The 18742-nt window shown below is 35.0% G+C and carries 18 protein-coding genes; 10 read left to right on the top strand and 8 right to left on the bottom strand.

Going from position 1 to position 18742, the window contains the following annotated elements:
- Nucleotides 1-16: 16 nt before the first annotated feature.
- Nucleotides 17-247, bottom strand: coding sequence for a hypothetical protein (locus NZ853_05535; GenBank protein ID MCS7205138.1), 231 nt, complete (start codon nt 245-247; stop codon nt 17-19).
- A gap of 140 nt (nt 248-387) precedes the next feature.
- On the opposite strand from NZ853_05535, the gene NZ853_05540 reads away from it, so the two are divergent.
- On the top strand, nt 388-1149 hold the full coding sequence (locus NZ853_05540; protein MCS7205139.1) for an HAD-IA family hydrolase: 762 nt from the start codon (nt 388-390) through the stop codon (nt 1147-1149).
- Between the two features lie 8 nt (nt 1150-1157).
- Here the strand turns inward: NZ853_05540 and NZ853_05545 are convergent, their stop codons facing one another.
- The 4 genes from NZ853_05545 to NZ853_05560 all read right to left on the bottom strand — a co-directional run bounded on the left by NZ853_05545 (nt 1158) and on the right by NZ853_05560 (nt 4999).
- A complete protein-coding gene (locus NZ853_05545; GenBank protein ID MCS7205140.1) occupies nt 1158-2072 on the bottom strand; it encodes a phosphoribulokinase in 915 nt (304 codons plus the stop codon).
- A 50-nt stretch (nt 2073-2122) separates the two neighbouring features.
- Nucleotides 2123-3124, bottom strand: coding sequence for a class II fructose-bisphosphatase (gene glpX, locus NZ853_05550; GenBank protein MCS7205141.1), 1002 nt, complete (start codon nt 3122-3124; stop codon nt 2123-2125).
- Between the two features lie 10 nt (nt 3125-3134).
- On the bottom strand, nt 3135-3800 hold the full coding sequence (gene rpe, locus NZ853_05555; protein ID MCS7205142.1) for a ribulose-phosphate 3-epimerase: 666 nt from the start codon (nt 3798-3800) through the stop codon (nt 3135-3137).
- A 266-nt stretch (nt 3801-4066) separates the two neighbouring features.
- Nucleotides 4067-4999, bottom strand: coding sequence for a hypothetical protein (locus NZ853_05560; protein ID MCS7205143.1), 933 nt, complete (start codon nt 4997-4999; stop codon nt 4067-4069).
- A gap of 341 nt (nt 5000-5340) precedes the next feature.
- Here NZ853_05560 and NZ853_05565 point away from each other — a divergent pair, with 341 nt between their 5' ends.
- The 6 genes from NZ853_05565 to htpX all read left to right on the top strand — a co-directional run bounded on the left by NZ853_05565 (nt 5341) and on the right by htpX (nt 12537).
- A complete protein-coding gene (locus tag NZ853_05565) occupies nt 5341-6834 on the top strand; it encodes a UDP-N-acetylmuramoyl-tripeptide--D-alanyl-D-alanine ligase (protein ID MCS7205144.1) in 1494 nt (497 codons plus the stop codon).
- Entirely contained in the window at nt 6827-7936 is a 1110-nt protein-coding gene (gene mraY / locus NZ853_05570) for a phospho-N-acetylmuramoyl-pentapeptide-transferase (GenBank protein MCS7205145.1), read from the top strand. Before NZ853_05565 ends, mraY begins: the two co-directional genes overlap by 8 nt.
- Nucleotides 7936-9363 carry a UDP-N-acetylmuramoyl-L-alanine--D-glutamate ligase gene (gene murD, locus NZ853_05575; GenBank protein MCS7205146.1) on the top strand — a complete coding sequence of 476 codons (1428 nt, stop codon included), beginning with the start codon at nt 7936-7938 and terminating at the stop codon, nt 9361-9363. Before mraY ends, murD begins: the two co-directional genes overlap by 1 nt.
- Nucleotides 9348-10469 (top strand): FtsW/RodA/SpoVE family cell cycle protein, encoded by a 1122-nt coding sequence (locus NZ853_05580; GenBank protein MCS7205147.1) that lies wholly within the window; start codon nt 9348-9350, stop codon nt 10467-10469. The genes murD and NZ853_05580 overlap by 16 nt, the downstream gene beginning before the upstream one ends.
- Nucleotides 10459-11532 carry a UDP-N-acetylglucosamine--N-acetylmuramyl-(pentapeptide) pyrophosphoryl-undecaprenol N-acetylglucosamine transferase gene (locus tag NZ853_05585; GenBank protein MCS7205148.1) on the top strand — a complete coding sequence of 358 codons (1074 nt, stop codon included), beginning with the start codon at nt 10459-10461 and terminating at the stop codon, nt 11530-11532. Before NZ853_05580 ends, NZ853_05585 begins: the two co-directional genes overlap by 11 nt.
- A gap of 117 nt (nt 11533-11649) precedes the next feature.
- Nucleotides 11650-12537 (top strand): protease HtpX, encoded by an 888-nt coding sequence (htpX, locus tag NZ853_05590; protein MCS7205149.1) that lies wholly within the window; start codon nt 11650-11652, stop codon nt 12535-12537.
- Nucleotides 12538-12567: 30 nt separating this feature from the next.
- Here htpX and bioA read toward each other — a convergent pair whose 3' ends face one another.
- From bioA to NZ853_05605, 3 genes are read right to left on the bottom strand one after another with little or no spacing between them, the layout of a single operon-like run.
- Nucleotides 12568-13920 (bottom strand): adenosylmethionine--8-amino-7-oxononanoate transaminase, encoded by a 1353-nt coding sequence (bioA, locus tag NZ853_05595; GenBank protein ID MCS7205150.1) that lies wholly within the window; start codon nt 13918-13920, stop codon nt 12568-12570.
- Between the two features lie 45 nt (nt 13921-13965).
- Nucleotides 13966-14631, bottom strand: coding sequence for a hypothetical protein (locus tag NZ853_05600; protein ID MCS7205151.1), 666 nt, complete (start codon nt 14629-14631; stop codon nt 13966-13968).
- Nucleotides 14628-15284, bottom strand: a complete 657-nt coding sequence (locus tag NZ853_05605; GenBank protein ID MCS7205152.1) for a hypothetical protein — start codon at nt 15282-15284, stop codon at nt 14628-14630. Before NZ853_05605 ends, NZ853_05600 begins: the two co-directional genes overlap by 4 nt.
- A 147-nt stretch (nt 15285-15431) precedes the next feature.
- On the opposite strand from NZ853_05605, the gene NZ853_05610 reads away from it, so the two are divergent.
- From NZ853_05610 to NZ853_05620, 3 genes are all read left to right on the top strand, one after another.
- On the top strand, nt 15432-15857 hold the full coding sequence (locus NZ853_05610) for a GatB/YqeY domain-containing protein (protein ID MCS7205153.1): 426 nt from the start codon (nt 15432-15434) through the stop codon (nt 15855-15857).
- Nucleotides 15857-17257 (top strand): FAD-binding oxidoreductase, encoded by a 1401-nt coding sequence (locus NZ853_05615; GenBank protein MCS7205154.1) that lies wholly within the window; start codon nt 15857-15859, stop codon nt 17255-17257. The genes NZ853_05610 and NZ853_05615 overlap by 1 nt, the downstream gene beginning before the upstream one ends.
- A gap of 70 nt (nt 17258-17327) precedes the next feature.
- A complete protein-coding gene (locus NZ853_05620) occupies nt 17328-18740 on the top strand; it encodes a glycine--tRNA ligase (protein MCS7205155.1) in 1413 nt (470 codons plus the stop codon).
- Nucleotides 18741-18742 lie beyond the last annotated feature (2 nt).

The following is an 18742-nucleotide window of genomic DNA, read 5'->3' on the forward strand; positions in this document are numbered from 1 at the left end:
GTAAAAAACAAAATTGTTAGAATCGAATTAAACATAAAACAAAAAATTTATCTGAGATTTCATTGGCTTCTTGTTTGATGATTTTTTTCTTTTCGATATAATTCAAGAACTTTGTTTTAAAACCAAAGTCAGTCTTCGATCCCCAAACTTGGTAAACTTGTTTTGATTTTTCAATCGCAGTTCCAACCAGTTGCAAAACGTTGAAATTTGAATGATGGCAGCAATTCCAAAGCTGATCAAAAAACACAACTCACATCCAAAAGATATTACTTATTTAGCTCTTATTAAAAAGTCAAACAATCTTCAATTCTATGCATTAGTTTCTATGATTTTAGTATGGTCTTCGGAACTTGAACTAAACCTGACATTTTTTCCTTTTATTTACTTATGATTGAAATTACTTGGTTTCTCATGAAAATTGCAGCGGTGCTATTCGATCTTGATGGAACCCTCGCTGAGACAGAACTAGCTCACTTAGAATGTTTCAACTATGCCTTTCAAGAATTTCAACTACCCTTTCAATGGAGCAAAGAACTCTACTCGGAGCTCCTTATGGTAGGTGGTGGGCTAGAACGAATCAAATATTATCTTCAACACTTTCAACCTCATCTTCAACTTTCACACGAGGAAATAAAAAAAATTCATACAGTTAAAACTGAATGCTACAAAAGTAAAATTAATAAACCTGTTCCCTTGAGAATTGGTGTTCTCAGAGTTTTAAAAGAATTAGTTGATAATAAAATTAAAATTGCTCTTGTCACAACATCATCAAAAGAGTCAACCGATGCATTTTTAGCACATTCTCTACCTTCTTTTGTAAACTTTGATCTCGTTATCACAGGAAACGATGTTGAAAACAAAAAGCCACACCCTGAACTCTATTTAAAATCAATACAAAGACTCAACGTAAATCCCGAGAATGCGATAGTCGTTGAGGATAGTCGAATGGGATTACTTTCTGGTGTTAGAGCTAATCTCCGTGTTCTTATAACTCCGAGTATATTCACTAATAACCATGCATTCCACGAAGCTTATTCAGTCATTTCCCATTTAGGCGAACCAGATAATCCATTTCAACATCTACTAAATCGTCCCTTACCCAAAAACTTCGTTGATTTAGAAGTGTTTGAATATATTTTAAAAAACTAAAATGTCAATTATATTTTTTTAATAGTTTGTAGTTCTTTTTCTTCTTCGAAAACCTTTTTTCTTTCCTCCATCAACTGCTCAATTCGAGGTTGGATGATGATTTCTAACGCCATTCCCATTTTTCCACCAGGAACTACTATAGTGTTTGGTCTTGACATAAAGGAATTGTGGAGCATTTGCAATAAATACGGAAAATTCACTTTTTTCGGTTCTCGAAATCTTATCACCACTAAACTTTCATCAGGAGTAGGTATATCCCTTGCAATAAAAGGATTTGATGTATCCACTATAGGAACCCTTTGAAAATTGATATCTGTCCTTGAAAATTGTGGTGTTATGTAATATATATAATCATGCATTCTCCTCAAGATCGTTTGTCGAACTTCTTCTTCGGTATAACCTCGATCTTTTACATCACGATGAATCTTTTGTATCCATTCTAAATTCACAACTGGCACAACTCCAATTAGTAAATCAACGTATTGAGCTATATTGACTTTATCATCTACATATCCTCCATGGAGACCTTCATAAAAGAGTAATTCCGTTCCCTCAGGTATATCTTCCCAGGGAGTAAAATAGCCAGGTTCTATTCCATAAGCTTCTCCTTCTTCTCTGGTATGTATGTATTTTCTTACTTTACCTCTTCCCGTTTCTGAAAATGTTTTAAATAATTCTTCTAATTTGTCTAAGATATTCCCTTCTGGACCGAAATGGCTTATGGGTTTGCAATCTTTGTTTAACTGAGCTTCCTTGATCTTTTCTCTAAATTCATATCGATTGTATTTATGGAATGCATCTCCTTCAACAATAAATGCCTTTATCTTTAATCTTCTAAATATATGTTCAAAAGCTATTCGAACAGTGGATGTTCCTGCACCAGATGAACCTGTTACAGCAATAATGGGGTATTTTCTAGACATATATATCCTATATCTCCTTTTATTTAAATTGTATTAAAAATATACTAATTTTAGTAGTTTATCATACTTATTTGATTTAATCTTTCTAAATCGTGGTGACTTTCTATGTAACGTATAGTTCCTGTATGCCCCCTCATTACTATCGAGTGCGTAATTGCTGTATGTTCAATGATTTTCACTCCTTTTAATAAAGAACCATTTGTGATTCCTGTTGCAACAAAATAAACATCATCGGATTTGATCATATCATCTTCCGTATAAACTTTGTTCATATCATAACCTTCCTCTATCAACCTTCTTTTTTCATCTTCTTTTTGTGGATCGAATTTTCCTAATATCCTTGCTCCCAATACCTTAATAGCAGCAGCTGAGATAATCCCCTCTGGTGTTCCACCTGTCCCTAATAGTATATCAACATCTGTTTGGGGAAAAGCTGCAAGCAATGCTCCCACAATATCCCCATCTGAATGCAATTGTACTCTTGCTCCTACTTCACGAATTTCTTTTATTAAATCTTGATGTCTCGGCTTATCTAATACAAAAACAGTTAAATCTGATACTTTTTTATTCAAAGCTTTAGCAACTCTTTCTAAGTTGTATCTTACCGGTGCATCAATATCAACATAATCAGCTGCTGGTTTGGGAACTACAATCTTCTTCATATAAAAAGAAGGTCCTGCTCTCATCATTGTTCCTGATGGAGAAAGCGCAATAACGGAAATTGAATTAGGACGACCTGTTGCAAGTAAATTAGTGCCCTCAACGGGATCAACGGCTATATCGAAAGCTGGTCCTGTTAGTGTCCCTAATCTTTCGTTAATGTATAGCATTGGAGCTTGATCTTTTTCACCTTCTCCTATAACAACCGTTCCATTGATGTCAATTGACTGAAATATATTCCTCATAGCCTCCACAGCGGCTTTATCGCCTGCTTCTTTGTTACCACTTCCAATCCATTTGGATGCTGCTAACGCTGCTGATTCTGTTGCGCGAAGTAATTCTAATGCTATATTTCTTGTAGGTGTTTCTTTTTTACGTTCAATTTGGCTCATTGTTTATCTCCTAAACTCTCCTCAATATTTTTTCTTTGAACTTTTTTGTAGTTTCATATATATTTGGCGTATGGAAGATAGATGAGCCAATAACAAAAATGTCAACATAATTTAGTAGCACATCAATATTTTCTAAGTTTATTCCACCATCCATTTCTATTAGTGGTGGTGGATTTAGTTCCATTTGGTGAATTAACTCTTTTAGCTTTCTTGCTTTTTCAACAGAAGTTGGAATAAATCTTTGCCCTCCGAAACCAGGATTTACCGACATGATTAAAATCATATCCACATAAGGAAGTATTTCCTCTAAGTTGTAGATTGGAGTATGCGGATTTATAGAAACCCCTGCTTTAGCACCTAATTGCTTGATCTTCTCAACATATCGATGTAAATGCTTAACTGCTTCGTAATGTAAAGTTAAAAAAGAAGCTCCAGCTTCTATGTATTCTTCTATGTATAACTCTGCATTGGAGATCATTAGATGAACATCAAGCGGAATCGAGAACCTTTTATGTATTTGCTTTATAATAGGAAAGCCTAATGAGAGATTAGGCACAAAATGTCCATCCATTACATCAATATGAATAAAATCCGCTCCTCCTTCTATTGCTTCTCGTATGTCTTTTTCTAAATTCAAAAAATTAGCCGACAATATTGAAGGAGCTAAATATTTCATTTCAACTTTCCTTTGCTTGATATTTGATTTTAAAAATCCTTTTTTTTATACTTAAGTCAAGTATTTGCTACTTTTTGAATATATCAAAAATTCCATCGAAATCACCTTTTCAAAGTTGCATTTTTAAACACTCAATCATGGATTTATTTTCATATTCTATGTCCAAAACTAAACTAATTTATAAATCTTTCATCTTATTCTATCCAAAATTTTCAATTTGTAAAAAACCCAAAACCAAAATCAATCTTTATTGAAAAATTATGTTTTTAATTATATGTATTTTCAAATCTTTTCAAAAGTATGATGTTTTGATTTTGCAAAGTGTTGATTAGAAAATCTCTTAGAAAATAATTATCAAAATTGTTTATTTTATTTTCAATAATGTATTTAATTTCGTTTATGTAATTATTGACCTTTATCCATTCGACAAAAAAGGGATAACCACCTTGAGCTAAATTTTGAAATACCCTCTCATTAAAGAAGGGACTCAAGACCAAAAGGATTTCTTTTTTATCTTTGAAGACTTTTTCATAAAGAAATGAGAATATGGTTAGTTGTTCTTTAAGTTCTTTCCCGTATAGATTTGATAGTAAGACCAAATCATCCATATCTAAAAATGTTATACATGAAAGGATTTCTGAGTTTTGCTCTATGATATATGTATTAGTAAACTTTGAATATCGAATGAATTTATATAATGTCGTATGTTTTTCAAACTCTGGATCAATACTTTTTATAAAATCATATAACTTCTCGTATTCATACTCAGATAGAGATAGCTTGCGAATAATTTTTTGTTTTCTAAGTCTCAATATGCGATTGCTGATAGAAATAATAATAAAAAGTAAAAAATAAAAAACATTCATCAAGACAAAGCCATTCAAAAAATAATAAGAAAAAAAACTGATGATCGCCTTTATACTCAAAGCCAAATAACTAATGCCACTTGCGACCAAAACCAATCCATTCAAAATCAAGGCATTATAAAGAAACCTTTTGAACATTTTTTCATGAAAAACTCTGTTGATGATGAAGATATAAGCCACTGAGATCTTTAGTGTAAAAACAAAAAAAAGAAAAAAATATGCATGAACTTCTAAATCCTCACGATTGGGATTAATCCACAAAAACTCATTATGAAGCAAAGGATAAAGGAAAGCAAAAAGATAAATAAAATCAATCACAACAAAAAATAACATAATGAATTTACTATAACCTCAGCAAAATAAAAGTCAATTTTTTTAAGATTAGATAATACTTTATCATCCGCAATATTCGCTTTGATGTGATTTTGTTTTTTGTTATTTTCCAAGTTTCTTAGCAATAAAAATTTCTATGAAACCTCCTCCAACAAAAAACTAGAAACTAGTTTTGGATTATTTTCAGGCTTCCCTTTAATTACGAAACCTCTGCACAGATCTTTTCTTCTGCATATTGCAAAGGTGAATCCAAATAATAACCACCTATCAAAATTGATTTGCTTTAACTTCGGCAAAATAAAAAAGATTGCTTGAAGATCCTTTCTTTAAAAAAAGCGAATATGTTTTTTTTGACAGAAAAACAAAAAAAGCTTTTTTTTGAGGTTTTTTCTTACAACAAAGAAAAAAAAGGATTTGAAGTTTATAACGAAAATCTTTCCATCCCAAAAATTGAATTCGATACGAGAAAGATACAAACCGATGATTGCTTTTTTATCGCCCTGCAGTCCCAACGAGATGGGCATGATTTCGTGATGGATGCAGTCAAAAAAAAAGTCAAAGGTATCATCATCAACGAAGCCAAAAAAAACGAAATCCTCGATCAAATCCAAAAAAATAATCCAGACTATGAACTATATGTGATCATCGTTGAAGATACTTTGTCTTTTCTACACAAAATGGCAGAAATTCAAAGAAATGAATTTCTGGGATTGGTGATTGGAGTTTTAGGTTCAAACGGAAAAACTTCTACCAAAGATTTTTTATGTGAGTTGCTGAATTCTCTTCAACCTACTTTTTGTTCGAAAGAAAGTTTTAACAATCATATTGGCGTTCCACTTACAATCTTAAACAAACCGAACGAAGCAAAAATCATAATTGTGGAAATGGGAATGAACCACAAAGGAGAAATTAAATTTCTTACTTCCCTTACTAAGCCGGATGTCTTTTGTATCCCATCAATTGGTAGAGAGCACATGGCGTTTTTTTCTTCGTTAGAAGAAGTAGCAAGAGCAGAATTAGAATTCTTGGATTTCCTAAACGAAAATCATTATGTCTTCTATCCCAGTGGAGCTCCTCTAAAAGAAGAATTACTTGTTGCTCAAAAACAAAAAAACTTCACTTTAATCTTTTTCGAACTTTCTACGAAAGAAAACGGTTTTGAATATGAAAGCAAACTCCAAGAAAAGGTCCTTCTTGCAAAAGGCTTGTTTTCTAAAAATACGATCCAGTGGAAAAACGTAAAAATCAAAAACCAAAAGCTTCATCATTTTGGGCTTTATAGTAACTTATTTTTGAGCCTTTTGGTTTATGAGTTTGTTTTCAAAACTCCTCTGAGCTCTGAAGTTCTTGAGAAGTTAGAAAATCTAAAACCTACTTCTAAACACCGATTCGAAATCCACCAACAAAAAGGGATAACAATCATCGATGATTCTTACAATGCCAATCCTGATTCTTTTCTTTCTGCTATCCAATCCATTGTAGAACTTTTCAATCCTCATCGTAAAAAAAACGTAGGTTGTTTTATCGGACACATGGCAGAATTAGGAGATTTTAGCGAAATCTCCCATCGGGAAATAGGAAGAGTTCTCGCCGAGAATGATTTTCACCTACTTGGAGTTTGTGGTAATTCTGACGTTTTGTTTCTTTCTGATGAATATCGTAAATACAAAAATCACGTTGTCCCTTATTTTGAAAGTAGTGAATTACTTGCAGAAAATCTTACGAATCTAAATTTGCCCTTTGACCAATACGAAATCCTTTTTATAAAAGGTTCTCGTTCAGCAAAAATGGAACGTATCACTCAAAAACTTCTCGAGGTATTACAAAATGTTTGAATACATTTATACTAATTTCGATGTTCCTGGATATTTTCGTATTTTTGGCTACGTTAGTTTTCGTGCTGTTTTAGCAGGATTGACTTCGATGTTAATTGTTTTTATCACAGGGGATCGAGTGATTTTGTGGTTGAAAAAGCTCAAATTTGGCGAAACCATCCGAGATGACGGACCTAAATCTCATCAATCAAAAGCAGGAACCCCCACAATGGGCGGGATTTTGATTCTTTTTAGCTTGACGGTTTCGAGTTTACTTTTTGGGAATTTTGACAATATCTATTTTAATTTGCTTCTTTATTGCACCATACTTTTAGGGTTTATTGGATTTTGGGATGACTATACAAAAGTAGTTTTGAAGAACAAAAATGGACTTCGAGCAAGAACCAAATTACTTCTAACTTTGATTGTAGCTACGTTTTTTCTTTATGTTTATTACACATCAACACCCACAACAGTCGTAAGAGAAAATGGGATAACTTATAACATCACATCTTTGTTTATTCCGTTTTTGAAGAATCCTGTTTGGACCATGCCCTTATGGGTGGCATTACTTCTTTGGTATTTTGCTATTTTAGGAACCATTCACGGAGTGAATTTGACTGATGGTCTTGACGGATTAGCCATAGGGAATGTCTCCATTGCTACGATAACTTTGGGAGCTTTTGCTTACTTGACGGGAACTCCAAGAATTGCCGATTACTTAAACATTCCTTACGTTCAAGGTGCCCATGAAATTGCTGTTTTTCTATCTGCATTAGCAGGAGCTGGGATTGGCTTTCTGTGGTTCAACGCACCCCCTGCCCAAGTATTTATGGGAGATACGGGCTCTTTGGCTTTGGGTGGTGCTTTGGGAATGACCATCATCATCATCAAAAAAGAAATCTTGTTTTTGGTTTTGGGAGGAGTGTTTCTCGTAGAAGCTCTTTCTGTTATCATTCAAGTCGTATCTTTTAAGCTCACAGGGAAGCGGGTTTTCAAGATGGCACCCATCCATCATCACTTTGAACTCTCGGGATGGCCAGAAACAAGAGTGGTTATCCGCTTCTGGTTGATTGGAATCATCTTGTCTTTGATTGCTATTTCAACCCTTCGCTTACAATAATGGATTTGTCTTCTTCTTTTTTGGTGTTGGGTGCAGGAGGAGTTAGTGGCACATCTACTTTGAAGTTACTTCAAGTTTTTACAAAAAAAATCTATGCTTACGATGACAATCCTCAACTTTTCTTTCCTGAGCCTGTGATTTCTCTTTCTCAAGAAAAGCATCTCTTCTCTGACCAAAATGCTTTTAGAGATTTTTTAAATAATAATGCCATTTCCTATGCCATCATTTCGCCTGGTTTCCCCCGAGCTTCCAACATAGTGAAAACCATAGAGGAAAACGGCATCCCTGTAATCGGAGAATTGGATTTTGGGTATTATGTGATTTTTCATGTTCTCAAAAAAATGCCTTTTGTAATTGCCATCACGGGAACCGACGGAAAATCCACAACCACTCACCTCACGGCACATCTTCTTCGAAGTGTGGGAGTATACGCAATCGAATGCGGAAACTACGGCTTACCTCTAACAGAAATTGCTTGGGAAAATCTTATTAACCATAAACCCATTCCTGAGGTTTTAGTGGTAGAGGCATCATCGTATCAATTAGAAAAGCTTTTTTATTTTGCCCCCGATGTCAGCATGATCTTAAATATCTCTGAAGATCATATGGATCGGTATGTTTCTTTTCGAGAGTATCTTCAAGCAAAGCTCAATATCGTATCTTTATGTCATCAAGATCAAATCTTACTCATAAACAAACAAATCGTAGAAAAAGCAAGAGAACTTCAAATTCCATCATCCATCCAACATGTAAAAAACATTATCATAGACGAAGAAGAAGTAAAAACATCTAATTATATCGAACTCTACGACCAAAAATTCTTTTGGAAAGACTTCCCAGTGGATAATCCCCACAATCGTGTGAATGCCTGGTTTTCCCTCAAAGCAATCGAAATATGCTTTCAAAAAAGAAATCAAATCTACGACCAAAATGATCTAATCAATGGATTAAAAAACTTTCAAGGACTGCCATATCGACTTCAGAAAGTCAAAACCCACAAAAATATACTTTTTGTAAATGACAGTAAATCGACTACAGTTCAATCTTTACTTTCGGCTATTCGAGCCTACCAACACGCAAACATTTTTCTTTTGATGGGAGGATTGGATAAAAACTTGGATTTTACTCCTATCAAAAACCTTGATGTTTTCTTAAAGAAGCTCTGGATTTTTCCTTATGGGAGTGCAGCAAAAAAAATTCAAAATCAACTGGGATTAGAAAAATCTTATGCAAATTTAGAGGAAGCCTTCTTGGCACTTCTTGATTCTCTAAAAAGTCTTCATCAACCCCATCAACCCAATGAAGAATACGTAATCCTTCTTAGCCCTGCCTGTGCCTCGATGGATCAATACAAAAACTACAAAGAACGTGGAGAACATTTTAATGCCTTAATTCAAAAATACGAATCTATATGGAAAGAAATCTGAAATTTGATTTTGTATTTTTAGTATTGATTTTTCTTTTGAGTCTTTTGGGATTGTGGTATTTGTATTCTTCTTCTTCTATTATTGCGTATCATAAATTTAATGATGCTTTTTACTACTCCAATAAACAAACCCTCTGGCATGTGATCGGATATGTTATGTTGATAATCACCATGTTGTTGGATATCCATTTGATAAAGAAATTTTATAAATTGATTTTATATTTCTCTATTTTACTTCTCGGGTTAGTGTTTTTTCCGGGTTTGGGAAAGTCTGTTAGTTCAGATGAATTTTCGTTTGATTTTCGTAGGTGGATTCAGATTGGAAACATTTCCATCCAACCATCTGAGTTCGTCAAAATTGCTTTTTTGTTATACTTAGCGGTGATTTTGGAAAAGTATCCATTAGAAAATTTCCGTGATTTTAAGCGAAATGGTGTTCTTTTTCTGCCAATTGGCGTGATATTCGTTCTTTTGTATTTTCAACCCCATTATGGAACGTTGATTCTTTTGTTTTTGACTTTGATTGCATTGCTTTATATATCTGGATTTCCCTTCAAAAAGATTCTCATTGGTTTTGTAGTTGTTTTGATTTTTCTTGGAATTTTAGCTATTTTACAACCCTATCGTTATGAAAGAATCTTGGTTTGGTTGAACCCCTATGAATATCAATACAACAAAGGATATCAATTAGTGATGTCCTTTCGTGCATTTAAAGAAGGGGGATTGTGGGGAATGGACATTCATCAAGGGGTTGCTCATCGATACTTAACCTTTGGACATACGGATTTTATTTTTTCTTTGATTTCTGAAAGTCATGGTGTGATGGGGTGTTTGTTGCTTTTGTTTTTATATGTCCTTTTGTTGGTTCGAGGTGTGATGTTGGTAAAAAATATTTCAGAGCCATTTCGCTTTTACTTTTCGAGTGGGATTTTGTTGATTTTTGGTCTACAAGTTTGGATCAATATTTCTGTTTCTACGGGGCTTTTACCTACAACAGGGATTGGTCTTCCATTTGTTAGTTATGGTGGGTCTTCTTTGATTAGTTATTACATCATGATGGGCTTGTTCCTAAACTTAACCAACAAAGAAAAAGAACATGGAACTTAGAGTTTTGATAGTTGCTGGAGGAACGGGTGGTCATATTTCTCCCGGCATTGCCTTATACGAAGCATTTCAAAAAGATTATCATGCGGAAATATTAAGTTTAGAGAGAAATCGAAATTACCCAGATTTTCAAAAAAACTCTTTTTATCTGAACTTTTATGACGTTCCCCAATTTTCGTGGAATCTTTTTTCTATCTTTTGGTTTTTTTATAAAATCATTAGAGCTACGATTTATTCCATAAAATTAATAAAAAAACATCAATTTAATTTTATCGTCGGCATGGGGGGATACCCAACCATACCAGCAATCATAGCAGGAATACTTCTTCGAAAAAAAATCTATCTTTGTGAACCGAATGCTTATCCAGGTCTTACTACAAGAGTGTTCTATCGCTTTGCTAAGAGGGTATTTTTGAACTTTACTTTGACGAAAGAATTTTCCCACATCCAGAAGAAAAGCATCCTCACAGGAAATCCCATACGGGAACGAGTCTTCAACAAAGCAAAAAAACGAAAAAGACACTCAAAAATCAAAACCATTTTTTTGGTGGGGGGAAGTCAAGGAGCTAAGCAACTCAACGAAATGATTCTCAACCTATGGAAAAGTTATCCTGATTTTTCACAGCAATTTGATTGGATCATCCAAACTGGTATTCCTCACTTCGAAAGATTTTCTCAAGAAGTTGAAGCCATACCCTTCAGAAAGAAAATTGAATTTTTTGGTTTTTCAACGGAAATCGAAAAGTATTTCCAAAGAGCTGATTTGTTGATATCAAGAGCTGGGGCAGGTATCATCACAGAAGGACTTCTTTATGAAATTCCTATGATTCTCATTCCATATCCCTATGCTAAAGACAACCACCAATATTACAATGCAAAAGCATTAGAAGAGCAACACTTAGCCATCACAATCCCAACAAAAACAACAGAACCCTACGAACTTTATGAAACCATTAAACAAATTAAAAATAATTTCGATAAATATAAATTAGCTTTTTCTCAAAAAAGAATCACAAAAAACCCATCAGAGATTATAAAAGAAATCATTGCTTCTGATGGCAGCTAGATAAATTGAATTTTTCTTTTCATTTCTATTACAAAAGAGTTTACCCCTCAAAAAAGATTTTTAGTTGCCTTAAAAAGTATCAATATCTATTTTTGGATTTAGGATTTGGAGGTGAGTATGGCGTGGTTTAAGAGAATCTTTTTGTTCGTTTTAACAAACATATTAATTATTATCACATTGACAATCGTCACAAGCCTTTTAGGAATACAACCTTACTTGAGTTCTGCAGGGATTGATCTTACTGCATTGGCAATCTTCAGCTTGATTTGGGGAATGGGAGGAGCGTTTATTTCCCTTTGGCTTTCGAAGTTCATGGCAAAAATGGCAATGGGGGTTCAAGAAATCACAATCGATGATCCCCAATATGGCTGGGTAGTGGAAAGAGTCTATACCCTTGCAAAAAGAGCTGGCTTAGAAAAGATGCCAGAAGTGGGAATTTACGAAAGCCCTGAACTAAATGCTTTTGCAACAGGTCCTTCAAAAAATAACTCTCTGGTTGCGGTTTCTACGGGTCTTATTGAAAACATGGATCGAAATGCCGTTGACGGTGTTTTAGGGCACGAAGTTGCTCACATTGCCAATGGAGACATGGTAACCATGACCCTTCTTCAAGGAATAATTAATGCCTTTGTCATTTTCTTTGCAAGGATTATCGCTTTCATTATCAGCAATTTCGTCAAAGATGAAGAATTACAAACCTTCGTTCAATTTGGTGTTATTATCGTATTAGAAATCCTCTTGAGCCTTTTGGGTATGATTGTGGTTGCGTGGTTCTCTCGTTATCGAGAATACCGGGCTGACGAAGGTGGTGCTAGACTCTCATCTCGTTCGAACATGATTCATGCATTAGAAACCCTCAAAAAATACTACGAAATCGAAGATCCGCGAGGAGAAGAATTAGCAACCTTCAAAATCAAAGGAAAGTCTGGTGGATTTTTAGCTCTCTTTGCAACTCACCCACCCTTGGACGATAGAATTGAACACCTAAAAAGCTTGAATATCTAAACTAAATGATAGAAGGGAGTTATTCCCCTTCTATTCTATTTTTTCTTCAATTATTTTCAAAATTACTTCATATACTTTGCCCAATTCTTCTTTCTCGATGATATAAGGCGGAACTATATATAAAGTATTTCCTAAGGGTCGTATCAAAGCACCTTGTCGAATGGAAAAATCGATGATTTCTAAGTTAAAAGTTTTTCTTCGATGATCTGGGAGTCTCACATCTATTGCCGCCACCGAACCAAAATATCGTGTTGATAAAATCTTTTTTTCTTTGCTAAAGTTGTGGTTTTTGAGTTCTTGGAGGTATTCTTTGTGCCATTCTTGGATTTGAAGGATTTTTTGACGGATATTTAAGCTATCATAAAGCCTGATGGATTCCAAACTCACGGCACAACCCAAAGGATTTCCAGTCATGGAATGACCGTGAAATAACGTTTTGCTTCTATCATCAGAATAAAAAGCCATAAAAACTTTTTCTTTGCTTAGAGTCGCAGCAAAAGTAGCATACCCAGCAGGCAATCCTTTACTGAGAGCTACAATATCAGGATAAATATTACTATGTTCAAAGGCAAAAAAAGGACCGGTTCTTCCCGCACCTGTAAATACTTCATCACAAATCATCAAAACATCAAATTCATCACAGAGTTCTCGGATTTTTTTTAACACCACAGGATGATACATCAACATCCCCGCAGCACCTTGGATGAGAGGTTCTAAGACAATCCCACAAACCTTAGAATGATGTTCTTTGAATTGCTTTTCTAACATAACAAACCAATCTTTTAATTCTTTTATTGCTAATGTTTCATCAAACATTGCATCTTGGGAATTATACGTCATTGGAAGCGAGATCACAGGAAACATCAAAGGCTCATAGACCTTATGAAATTCAGAACGAGCTCCCACAGACATGGTGCCAATGGTGTCTCCATGATAACCATTCTCGAGAACGAAAAACATGGTTTTCTCTTTTTTTCCCTGATTTTGATAATACTGGAACGCCATTTTGATGGCGATCTCCATCGCTGTGGAACCATCATCTGAATAAAAGACTTTTGGTAGTTGATGCTGTGTTTTTTCAGAAAGAGTTCTAGCTAAATTTAGGGCAGTCGGATGTTCCAAGCTTGCATAAATTACATGTTCTAATTTTGATAGTTGTTCTTGAAGAACCTTTTGAAAACTCGGATGACCATGACCGTAAACACTCACCCACCAGGAACTAATCGCATCGATAAACTCAATGGGATTCCCTTCTGAGTCATAACCGTAAAGATAAATGCCCTTGCCCTTTTCGATAAAGAAAGGAGGTTTTGCTAATTTCATTTGAGTGAAGGGCCACCAAGTATGTCGGCGATGTAGCTCCAGCAAATGTTGTATTTCCATAAGTCGAGCTTTTTGAAAAAGCCCTCAAAACAAGAAAAAAGCAAACTACTTGATGATGATGTCTCTTAAAAGTTCTTTTTCTTTGGAGTCAAAATAGTCTTTGGTTTCTTCTAAAATTCTTTGAGATATTTCTTTGCTGATATAGTCAATTTTTCGTGTATAGGGTTTGTTGTTATAGGGTTCATACCATACAAAAATCACACCACCAGGAAGATCCCAAATGTCAACACCACGAAGAGTTTTGGGATCCACAGTGGATTTGGTTTTCTTTCCATATTGAGCTTCGATTTTTTCCACGACTTGATTGGCTTCGATAAAGGGAAACAAGACTTTTACTTGGAAAAGAACCCCTTCAATCAGGTTGTGATCCTCCTGCGTAAGATTTTGGTTTCTTAATTTTGCAACTTCATAAGGTGTTTTATAAAAATTGTATCGATATAAAATGTTATTTCTTTTGATTAAGATAAACTGGTCCTTTTGAGCAGCAACAATCTCAATCCTTTCATTTGTGAGGTTGGATGTTGCCAATGTCTTGAAGCCATCATAGACTTGTGAGTATGCCGAATTCCAAGGAGTTTCAGCAAATCCATAGAGACTTAAACTTTGATTTTGTATGTTTGCAAAGGGATTGGTTTGTGGATTCATCTCGTAGGTTTGTGGATAAATCTTCGAAAGAAAAAACACAATGAACAAAAGCCAATTTTTTTTCATATTTCTAATGTATCTTCTCTTGTTCGGGATTTATTTTGATTTTCGTCTGGAGGACTTTCTTCTTCATAATAAGATTGTTCTGTTTGTTGGATTTCTTTTTCCCTTTGGATTTGATAAGCTGCATAGCTTAATAAAATCACTCCATTAATCAAAACAAACAAAAAATGGATTTCGTGATAAACCCCCCAACATGCCAAGGAAATAGAGCTCAAAGCAACGGAAATTCCTGTAAAAAACGATTTGTCGTGTTCAAGGATTTCTTGGAAAATCCCACGAAAATTTCGTTCTTCGAAGTACGCTCTTAACGAAGGCCAAACGATATGAAGCATTCCCACAAAAAGAGCCGATTGAAAAAAATAATTTGGCATTTCGTCAGTAGTAAAATCAGGCTCAGGTCCTGTATCTGGACTTATGAGTCCTCCAAGTAGAGTTAACAACCACGCATTCACAATCCCTAAAAAAAACGTTATATAACCCATAAGACTATGATGGGGATTCATTTTTTGTAATTGGAAGAAAAGAATGTTTTTAAAATCTATTAATTCCTGTCTGGTAAAGATGTCTTTTTGGCGAAGCAAATGTTCCCAATAAGAAATCACCATTACAAGCCACAAAAGCACCAAAAAGAGAATGATCCAAACTAAAAGTATCATACTTGTTTGTTGTGTTTTTTTTGTTTATCGTCAAGTGGGATTTTTTTGATAGGAAAAATAAAGGGCGATTAGAACATCAAAAGAAAAGGTAATGATGTGTGCAAAACATCCCAATTGACAAAGAGTATCCCAAAAAAAAATGGAATTATGATCGTAGAACGAATCAAGAAAGACTCCCTCCAAGCAAGAAAAGAAAAAAATGAACTAAAGTCAAATTTACTTACAAGTGTGTATTCACAGGCAAAAACAGCAGCCATCAACGAAGGTCGAAGGGAACCCAACGACCAAGACCTAATCCAAGCCATCAAAAAGTTCTTAAAAAGCATTGAAGAAAATATCCAATTGGGGAAAGAAAATCAAATTTCCAAAGAAAATTACGAACAAGCCCTCAAAGAGAAAGAAATCTTAATGGAATACCTCCCAAAACAACTTTCAGAAAATGAATTACGAGAAATTATTAAAAATAGTGGAGCAAAAAATATAGGTGAAGCTATGAAGTATCTCAAAGAACACTATCCAGATCAATATGATGGGAAAACGGCTTCTCAAATAGCAAAAGAAATTTTAGGTTAATGAAAGATCCATTTGAGTATTTTCTTTTGGAAGTTTCTCAAGTTTTAGATTCTGACCAATTGGTTTTGAATCCTGAAGAGGTTCAAGTATATTCCGTAGATCGAACGAAAAGTTTTCTTCCCAAAGGAAGGGCAGTTCTTTTCCCTAAAACTACAACGCAAGTTCAAGCAATTGTTCGTTCTGCCTATCAGTGGGGGATTCCTCTTGTTCCTTCGGGGGGAAGAACTGGCTACTCGGGAGGTGCTGTTGCCACCAACCAAGAAGTGATTGTATCTTTGATAAAAATGAATCAAATCCTTAGTTTTGATACCGCACTTCCCTCAATAGAATGTGAAGCAGGTGTGATCACTAAAACCCTCCAAGTGGAAGCCCAAAAGCGGGGTTTTTTTTTCCCAGTGGATTTTGCCTCATCGGGTTCTTCCACTGTTGCGGGGAATGTAGCAACAAACGCTGGAGGAATCCACGTCATTCGTTATGGCTCAATCCGAAATTGGGTTTTGGGTCTAGAAGTAGTGATAGGAACAGGAGAGTTGTTGAATTTCCCTGGGAATCTTTTAAAAAACAACACTGGTTATGATTTGAAGCAACTCTTTATAGGTTCTGAAGGAACCTTAGGAATCATCACCAAAGTATCTTTTCTTTTGACTACACCACCGAAAGATAGCGTGCTCTTTTTGATGGCGTTCTCGAATCTTTACGATGTTTTGAAGGTTTTAGAAAAAGCAAAAAGAGAGCTACCAAGACTTCTTTGCTTTGAGATGTTTGACTCTTCTTGTCTGGATTTGGTTTGTAAAAACCATCAACTTCCCTATCCTTTTCCAAATTTAAAAAACCAATACTTATGGTATGTTATCCTAGAAGCAGAACTTGAAGAAGAACACGAAATCCCTTATGAAAATTTTATCCTTGAGGTTAATAACGATTTGTCGGATTTGACTTTCTCTACTGTTGAGAGTCAAAAACGACAACTTTTTCGATACCGAGAAGAAATCAGCGAAGCCATATCTCTATCGGGCAGGTTTCACAAGAATGATGTTTCCTTACCCATTTCGTATATCCCCCAATTCGTAGAAAAAATCCAAGATGTTGTTTCTTTGAAATTTTCTGATTATGATCTCTATATTTTTGGTCACATGGGGGATGGAAATTTACACATCAATCTTGTTTCTGATTTTGATAAAAGCTCAGAGGAATTCCAACAAGAAACGATTGAGTTTGATGAAACGCTTTACCAACTCATTAAAGAATATTCAGGTTCCATTAGCGCAGAACATGGTGTGGGTTTGTTAAAAAAACCTTATCTTCATTACACACGAAATCCACAAGAAATCACCCTTATGAAGCAAATCAAAACCCTATTTGACCCCAAAGGGATTTTGAATCCAGGAAAAATTTTCTAAAACTTATGCCAAACATACTTCATAGAAAAATCTTGTTGCATTGAGTCCTTTGTTTTTTTATTTCGATTCTATGCAAGAAACTCAAAAATCCACCATTGAAGATAGTCTAAAAGAAATTGTTTCTCTCTGTAAACGAAGGGGTTTTGTTTATCCTGGTTCCGAAATCTATGGCGGTTTAGCAAATACTTTTGATTACGGACCTTATGGAACTGAACTTCTACGAAACATCAAAAACGAATGGTGGAAGGCATTTGTCCACGAAAGAGAAGATATCGTTGGATTGGACTCAGGGATTATCCTACATCCTGAGGTATGGAAAGCCAGTGGGCATGTGGATAATTTCAATGATCCTTTGATGGATTGTAAAAACTGCAAAACCCGTTTTCGTGCAGACAAATTCTTCGAAGAATTGTTTGGCATTGATAGTTCCAGACTTTCTTTTGAAGATATTCAAAAGATCTTTTACGAGAAATTAGAACATCAAGAACTAAAATGTCCTGTATGCGGAGGTAAAGAATTTACCGAGCCACGTCAGTTCAACTTGATGTTCGAAACCTATATGGGAGCTACCAAAGGCTCTGATATCAAAGTATACCTACGTCCAGAAACAGCTCAAGGAATTTTTATTAACTTTAAAAATGTAGTGGATACATGTAGAGTCAGGGTGCCTTTTGGAATAGCTCAGATTGGAAAAAGTTTTCGAAATGAAATCACCGCAAGGCAGTTTATCTTCCGAACAAGAGAATTTGAACAAATGGAAATGGAATTCTTTTGCAAGCCCGGAACTCAAAAAGAATGGTTTGAATACTGGGTGGATTTTTGCTTGAATTGGCTTTATTCTTTAGGATTACGAAAAGAAAATCTACGCATACGACAACACACCAAAGAAGAACTGGCTTTTTACTCCGAAAATACCGTTGACATTGAATACCAATTTCCTTTTGGCTGGGGTGAGTTGTGGGGAATTGCTTCTCGAACAGATTATGATTTGCGTCAACATGTGTTGTTTTCTAAAAAGAACTTAGAATACACTGATCCTGAAACCAAAGAAAAATACATTCCGTATGTCATCGAACCTGCTTTGGGGGTGAATCGTCTGTTCTTGGCGATCATAAGTGATGGATACTACGTCGAAAATCCAGGAACCAAAGAGCAGCGAACTGTGCTAAAGCTGTCTTCGAAGTTGGCACCAGTAAAAGCCGGAATTTTCCCGTTAGTAAAAAAAGATGGTCTTCCTGAGATAGCAAAAAAACTATATTTAGACCTAAAAAAACACTTCCCTGTGGATTATGATGAAAGTGGCTCCATTGGAAAACGCTATTATCGACAAGATGAATTAGGAACCCCTTTTTGTATTACAATTGATTATGAAACAAAAAATAATCAAACTGTCACAATCCGCTTTCGTGATACCACAGAGCAGATTCGAATTTCAATAGATCAAGTAAAGAATTTTCTTCAAGAGAAAATGAACGAACGATAATT

It is taken from the genome of Leptospiraceae bacterium, from assembly GCA_025059995.1.
Classification (GTDB): domain Bacteria; phylum Spirochaetota; class Leptospiria; order Leptospirales; family Leptonemataceae; genus SKYB61.

Excerpts from the sequence above, each read along its gene's own strand:
- NZ853_05540 (MCS7205139.1), top strand. The coding sequence starts at position 388 with ATGATTGAAATTACTTGGTTTCTCATGAAAATTGCAGCGGTGCTATTC.
- NZ853_05545 (MCS7205140.1), bottom strand. The coding sequence starts at position 2,072 with ATGTCTAGAAAATACCCCATTATTGCTGTAACAGGTTCATCTGGTGCA.
- glpX (MCS7205141.1), bottom strand. The coding sequence starts at position 3,124 with ATGAGCCAAATTGAACGTAAAAAAGAAACACCTACAAGAAATATAGCA.
- rpe (MCS7205142.1), bottom strand. The coding sequence starts at position 3,800 with ATGAAATATTTAGCTCCTTCAATATTGTCGGCTAATTTTTTGAATTTA.
- NZ853_05560 (MCS7205143.1), bottom strand. The coding sequence starts at position 4,999 with ATGTTATTTTTTGTTGTGATTGATTTTATTTATCTTTTTGCTTTCCTT.
- NZ853_05565 (MCS7205144.1), top strand. The coding sequence starts at position 5,341 with ATGTTTTTTTTGACAGAAAAACAAAAAAAGCTTTTTTTTGAGGTTTTT.
- mraY (MCS7205145.1), top strand. The coding sequence starts at position 6,827 with ATGTTTGAATACATTTATACTAATTTCGATGTTCCTGGATATTTTCGT.
- murD (MCS7205146.1), top strand. The coding sequence starts at position 7,936 with ATGGATTTGTCTTCTTCTTTTTTGGTGTTGGGTGCAGGAGGAGTTAGT.
- NZ853_05580 (MCS7205147.1), top strand. The coding sequence starts at position 9,348 with ATGGAAAGAAATCTGAAATTTGATTTTGTATTTTTAGTATTGATTTTT.
- NZ853_05585 (MCS7205148.1), top strand. The coding sequence starts at position 10,459 with ATGGAACTTAGAGTTTTGATAGTTGCTGGAGGAACGGGTGGTCATATT.
- htpX (MCS7205149.1), top strand. The coding sequence starts at position 11,650 with ATGGCGTGGTTTAAGAGAATCTTTTTGTTCGTTTTAACAAACATATTA.
- bioA (MCS7205150.1), bottom strand. The coding sequence starts at position 13,920 with ATGGAAATACAACATTTGCTGGAGCTACATCGCCGACATACTTGGTGG.
- NZ853_05600 (MCS7205151.1), bottom strand. The coding sequence starts at position 14,631 with ATGAAAAAAAATTGGCTTTTGTTCATTGTGTTTTTTCTTTCGAAGATT.
- NZ853_05605 (MCS7205152.1), bottom strand. The coding sequence starts at position 15,284 with ATGATACTTTTAGTTTGGATCATTCTCTTTTTGGTGCTTTTGTGGCTT.
- NZ853_05610 (MCS7205153.1), top strand. The coding sequence starts at position 15,432 with ATGATCGTAGAACGAATCAAGAAAGACTCCCTCCAAGCAAGAAAAGAA.
- NZ853_05615 (MCS7205154.1), top strand. The coding sequence starts at position 15,857 with ATGAAAGATCCATTTGAGTATTTTCTTTTGGAAGTTTCTCAAGTTTTA.
- NZ853_05620 (MCS7205155.1), top strand. The coding sequence starts at position 17,328 with ATGCAAGAAACTCAAAAATCCACCATTGAAGATAGTCTAAAAGAAATT.